Annotated in this window: 4 protein-coding genes; all 4 read right to left on the bottom strand. The window is 27.5% G+C overall.

The features are described from left to right. Positions 1–556: 556 nt before the first annotated feature. Positions 557–2,287 (bottom strand): ABC transporter ATP-binding protein, encoded by a 1,731-nt coding sequence (locus tag RT714_RS15850; RefSeq protein WP_313758978.1) that lies wholly within the window; start codon positions 2,285–2,287, stop codon positions 557–559. Between the two features lie 214 nt (positions 2,288–2,501). Then, a complete protein-coding gene (locus RT714_RS15855) occupies positions 2,502–3,128 on the bottom strand; it encodes a radical SAM protein (protein WP_313758983.1) in 627 nt (208 codons plus the stop codon). A gap of 49 nt (positions 3,129–3,177) precedes the next feature. Then, positions 3,178–3,354 (bottom strand): hypothetical protein, encoded by a 177-nt coding sequence (locus tag RT714_RS15860; protein ID WP_313758980.1) that lies wholly within the window; start codon positions 3,352–3,354, stop codon positions 3,178–3,180. 333 nt (positions 3,355–3,687) lie between these two features. Beyond that, a partial coding sequence (locus RT714_RS15865) for a hypothetical protein (protein WP_313758982.1) occupies positions 3,688–3,893 on the bottom strand: 206 nt, incomplete at its 5' end.

A 3,893-nucleotide genomic window follows, 5' to 3' on the forward strand; every position in this document is an offset into this window, starting at 1 on the left:
TCACTCCAATATTTTTAATATTCTCCAACATCATCTTAAGACATATTTATCTACTAATGTTCATCTATAGTATATAATTCACCTACCATAATATCAACCAAATTTAACCATTTACTAATAAAGATGTCACTTAGATCTGTTAATCCCTTAGTGGCAAAATAGATTTAAAATTACAAACAACAAGACCTTCAAATAAAATTTATTTAAAGGTCTTGTTCATAATAATTTTATCATTTGTCTTAATAATATTCTCTACTTTAATCTATTTCAATTATATTATTTTGTGGAAATTATTCAAGCCTGACCCCAAATCCTTCTTTAACGCAGATTCTCATAATTGTAAAAGTTAACACTTAAGTATGCTAAATTATAATTTAAAAATAACTATGATAGAAAACTTCCCTATAAATTGAAACTATAATTTTCTTAGTTGAATTCCAAATTTATAAAATAATATATTATAGATAGGAATGACCCATTTTAATATTTATAATAACACGCTAATGTCTTTTCTCAGTTTATTTATGTTTTTAGACACTATAATAATTCAATGCCTTTAATCATTGGATACTTCTTTTATTCCTACACCATATGTACTTTCCCCTTCAATAGTATACAAACTATAGAAATATTTTTTCCTGTCCATAAGATCGTCAAATGTCCCTATTTCTTTGATTTCTCCGTCTTTTATTACAATTATCCCGTCATATTTTTCCAGTATATTTTTTATAAGTTTATGAGTTACTACTAAAGTAGTAAGCTCATCAATGTCTATTAAAGATTTTTCTATTTTATATGTAGTTTCATTGTCCAATGATGAAGTGGCTTCATCTAATACCAAAATTGGGGTACCTTTGATTAAAGCCCTTGCTATTGCAAGCCTCTGCCTTTCTCCTCCGGATAAATTACAACCGCTTTCTCCTACCTTTGTATCCAATCCGTTGCTTAAAGAATTGACAAACAAACTCAATCCAGACTTTTCAATAATATCGTTTATATGGTCATCGGAATAATCTTTAAATAAAACTATATTATTTTTTATGCTGGAATCAAATATAAACACTTCCTGCTGTATTACAGAAACCATTTCATATAAAGAATCAGGCCTTATATGCCTTATGTCCGTTCCATCTATAGTGATTTCTCCTTTGAATTCCTCAAAATATCCTAAAAGCAACTTTAGAATTGTACTTTTCCCGCTTCCGCTAGGTCCCACTATGGCATATTTCTCTCCTTTTTTAATAGAAAAACTAATATTCTTGAGAATATTTTTGTTTTCATTATAGGTAAAACTGACATTCTTAAATTTAATTTCATCACACAAGCCGTCTTTTTTGATTCCTTTTCCTTTGTCTACATTATTAGAAGATAATAAATTTTTAAACTTATTACCGATTTGTTTTACTGATTTTATTTTATTAAGGTCTTCCGAAAAAACCCTTAAAGGATTTACTATATAATTCATTAACTGAACAGAAGCCATCATCGATCCTACCGTTAACTTTCCTTTTATAACCATATATGCTCCAAATATAATTACTACCAGAAACATCATAAATCCCGATATTGATGATAAATTGGTTACAAGGGAACTGAAAACTTTAAACCTGTATTTAGTCATCTCAACTTCTTTGTTGGAATTCTCATATTCTTCTTTAATCTTATCTTCTATATTAAAGCTTTTTATAACTTCATAGCCACTCAAATATTCCTTCATGGATGTAGTAAATTTGCTTAAAGAATCGGAAAAATCTTTTCTGTGCCGGGAAACCTTTTTGCCGAACAAATTAGGTATTATAATGGGCAAAATACCAACTACTATTACAATCACCAATAAATAAGGACTCATGATCACTACGGCTGTGGTTGCCAAAACAAATCTGAAACTCTGATATACGATATCCAAAACAGTACTAAAGTAATCCTGCTCCAACATTGTCAGATCATTTGTAAACATTGATATGTAGTATGATATATTATTTTCTCTGAAAGCCATTATGTCTTTTTCTATGAGTCTTTTAAATAAATCTCCCTTGAAATTCAAAAAAGTTTTCTGTATATACTTAGCCTTCATGATATCCGATAAATAATTTACTAAAAAAGAAAATATCACAAATATAACGGAATAAATTAAAATTTCATTAAATTTACCTAAATTCTTATTTACTCCGGTATCTACAATTATCTTTAATCCTGCTGCTAACAGAATATCCATTAATGTTATTATAAATAACAATATTATATTAACTACCAACAAACCCTTGTATTTATATATATACTTTTTCATATTAAGTTATCCCCTAACTTTAAATAAAATCCACAAATGCTTTAATTATCATAATATTCTATTCTACATCAATATTTATTTTAATAAGGTTAAAATTTCAATTTTACTTATAAATTTGTGATATTGGATAAATACTAATTTTCTTTAAATATTTTGGTTTTACTAGTATTTCAAGATTGTATTTTATAAATTGTTTTGATAAAATCATCAAGTATTACTTTTTTTGTAATTCTGCAATCTTTTCCAATACTAAATATAATATAGATGCTATTTGTTGCCTGCTATATTTAGCTGCAGAATTTTCTGTATATGTTCCCTCTATGCATGCCAGATTTAGTCCTCTTGTTTGTAAAGTATTCACATTTTTAGCTATAATATCATAAGTCCCTTTTCCATTTTTAAAAATTCTATTAAAATCATGAATTTCTTTGGCTCCATCAATACTCTCGGTTATTTTAATTCTATATTTATCAAGTATTTTAATAACATTATCATCGATTAAAGTCAAATTTGTTATTATATTATATGATATTTTTTTTTGACTTAAGTTGCTACATATTTCTTCAATTGCATCTATCCCCAATAGTGGTTCACCACCAAAAAAAGTTATTTTATTAATATTATTAAAATTATTAATTATAATCTCACTTAACTTTCTGGCTGTATTTCGTGTCATTATTTTATCCATAGAATCATAGTTGCCACGGTTTGCATAGCAATATTTATATTCTAAATTACAAGTATTACTTACATGTATTTTTGAGTATAGTGATATACCAATATCTATTTCCGTTTGACAGAAGCACCTAATTCCTGAGCGATTAACCTTACAGGTACCAATGCCTTGTCACTTCTAATAATTATTTCATAATCAGTTATTATGGTTCCGTTCAAAATAAGAGCGTAGAATATTCGTTCAAATCAACTTCATTGCCATTTGGTAAAATAATTCTATCCGCGTATGTTGCTGTCGGATTCCCTTTTTCTATATACGAAGCATTTACAAGACTGATATTTATACTAAGAATTAAAATTGTCATAATTAAGCACGCAACAACTTTTTTCATAAATACTACCTCCAATTATTTTGTCTATCATTTAAAAAGCAATCCATAATATTAATAATGTATAGTACAAAAATATTAAGATATTACAAATGCAAAATATTCTTTAATACGTTTTGCAACAAAAATAGTAGCAAGTCTTTAGCTTGTAGAAATTCAACTAAACATATGAATCTTCAAATAAAATAACTGCCCTTGTTTTATTAAAGAACCGTTATTTTATTGCAACATTTTATAGCAATATTGAATACGGTCCTATGAAAAAAGGTTTACAAGACCAACACTAAAGATTTAGCAGGTTACTTGGTTTCCTTGCGTATTATTCCAATTTCCTTATTATTTCAGTATTCTGCTATATGGTAAATAGAACTTAAATTTTTCAAAAGCAGGGTCATTGGATGTTTGAAGGAGTATTTCTCTGCCAGATTTTTTCACATCAGAGTGATCAGTGTAGTAAACACTTGATCCATCCTCATCAGTAACTAATCCAACATGACTCTTACTTGTATTATATATTATTGAGCCTGCAAATGCTTTAGTCC

Source organism: Tissierella sp., from assembly GCF_032104385.1.
In the GTDB taxonomy this organism is placed as follows: Bacteria; Bacillota; Clostridia; order Tissierellales; family Tissierellaceae; genus Tissierella.